Source organism: Flavobacterium sp. W22_SRS_FP1, from assembly GCF_052113685.1.
Taxonomy (GTDB): domain Bacteria; phylum Bacteroidota; class Bacteroidia; order Flavobacteriales; family Flavobacteriaceae; genus Flavobacterium.
The window spans coordinates 1-2,248 of the sequence record NZ_JBGQOE010000062.1; the positions used below are offsets into that span (position 1 = coordinate 1).

The 2,248-nt window shown below is 28.0% G+C and carries 2 protein-coding genes; both read left to right on the plus strand.

What is annotated here, in order from left to right; translation table 11 throughout:
* Nucleotides 1-126 precede the first annotated feature (126 nt).
* Nucleotides 127-450: a hypothetical protein gene (locus ACEN2H_RS15560; RefSeq protein ID WP_441733966.1), complete on the plus strand. Its 324-nt coding sequence runs from the start codon at nt 127-129 to the stop codon at nt 448-450.
* 43 nt (nt 451-493) lie between these two features.
* Nucleotides 494-1,855: a hypothetical protein gene (locus tag ACEN2H_RS15565; protein ID WP_441733964.1), complete on the plus strand. Its 1,362-nt coding sequence runs from the start codon at nt 494-496 to the stop codon at nt 1,853-1,855.
* The last annotated feature ends 393 nt before the right edge of the window (nt 1,856-2,248 follow it).

Below are 2,248 nucleotides of genomic sequence, written 5' to 3' on the forward strand. Positions count from 1 at the left end.
GCAAAGATATTTACTTATTTTGTATGTTTGTAAAACTTAAAATGTTAAAGTCCGATTATTAGGGGGTTAGACCAATGGAATGATGAAATTTTAAAATTTCAAAAACCAGAAAAAAAATGGAACATTATTATTAATTCTGAATTTTCTATTAAGTTTATAACTGCAGTTTTAAATTCCAAACTAACAACCTATTTTTTCAGTAAGTTTTTAAGTACTGATACATTACAAGGAAGTTATTCAAGTATTTACCCAGAAGATCTAAGACAAATTCCTATAAAAGAAAATAAAGATTTCGAAAATAAAATTGTAATAAAAGTCAACGAAATTCTTTACTTAAAATCTCAAGACCCAAAAGCCGATACGCAAGCATTAGAACAAGAAATAGACACTATGGTTTATGAATTGTATGGTTTGAGTGATGAAGAAATTAAGATTGTAGAGGGAAATTAAAAAAGGAAGTCCATAGAAAACTAAATAAATAATTAAAAAGGATATGAACATAAGTCAAAAACAAGGCGCTCTTACTACTTTAGAGGTATTAAGGAATCTAGATGTTAATCAACTATTATTAGATGCTTATCCTACTGAAACTGATTTTAATAAAATTAGTTTTAATAAATATAGTGGTACAGAATTTCTTTTTCTTCTTAATAAAATGGTATCACAATTAGAAAATGAATTAGAAAATGGTTTAGGATTACTTTTACCATCTACTGAAAATTTTTCGAATGATTTTGGTACGGTAAATGTAAACGCAGATCTAGTACAAATTCAAAATTATTTGAATAGTAAAGAGTTCAATCAAGTAGAAACCTTATTAGACAAATTAATTCATTATCAAATAAAAAATGGTTTTTGGAACAAGTCAGTTGTAAAGTCTCATCCTCTTGATTTAGAAGAGTTAAAGAAACAAAAAACTTTAATCAATCTAAATCAAAAGGCACTAGAGAAGAACCTAATCGTTTATAACAGTTTAAAAACAAATTTAGAAACTACAACTTCTGATTTTAAAGTTTTTATCGATGAAAAAAAACTGGAGTTAACCCAAATTACAACCTTACTTTCTACTGCAAATTCACAATTAACAGAGTTAAATCTAGTAGTTTCTAATGCCAAAAATAAGGATACGGAAATTGACGGAATATTAAAGAATATCAAGGATAAAGTTACAACGGTTTCTGAAAGTATTACAGAATATGAAACTGATTTCACGGCAATTAAAAAAGACAATTCAGCATTAAAAATTAAATTAGAAACGGCAATTGCAACAGCATTGGAAGATTTAAAAAAATCAAAAGAAGGTATTGAATTTATTGAAAGTAACAAAGAAGAAATCGTTCGTTTAACAGGAATGGCTGCCGATGGTGCATTAGGTTCAAAATTTGATCAAAGACAAGAAAAATTAGAAAAGGGTTTAACTTTTTGGAAATGGGCAGTACCAATAATGTCATTAATAACTTTAATTTGGATAGTAGTGGTATTTACTTGTCTATCTCCACATTTTGAAAATCAATGGCTTAATATTATGATTAATATTATAAAAACTTCACCCGCATTTGTATTATTAGGTTTTGTGTTTTCACAATACAAAAAAGAAAGAAATCTTCAAGAAGAGTATGCTTTCAAGTCGGCGGTAGCGATGACGCTAACAGCTTATTCTGAAATGCTATCAAATGCAGACAAAGAGGATAATAATTCTCGTCAACTAATGCTATTGAAATCTATTGAACTGGTGTATAACCAGCCGAAAATTCATCCAGATAAAAGTGAAACATTATTTAGTTTTAATACGAAAGATTTAAAAGAAACAGTAAGTGCATTGAGTGATGCTTTAAAAAATATCAAGAATAGTTAATGATATTAGACTAAGGTAAAATTAGTCTTTAATATTTTGAATAAGGAAATAGTTTGTTTCATTAGCCGCGAAGATTATATTAACATCAAGATTCCTTTTAACTAAAAAACAAAATTTACACATTGCTTCAATAAACAACTATGGAATTAACTGAGAAATTATTATCCGAAAGCTGACGGATATCATTTAGACATACAGGGGACAAGCACAGCTACTAATTAAGTCAGCAGCATAAGATTTGAATTAAATTCTAAAAATGAAAGACCAATTACCTTTTATTCCGGAGCACATTTACAACCGAAGACAAGATATTCATGACTAGATTCAATTAGTTAATGCAACTCTCAGGAAAAGGGATAGGATAATTTTTTCAAAAGAAAGGACATTAAAGTC

Excerpts from the sequence above, each read along its gene's own strand:
- ACEN2H_RS15565 (WP_441733964.1), top strand. The coding sequence starts at position 494 with ATGAACATAAGTCAAAAACAAGGCGCTCTTACTACTTTAGAGGTATTA.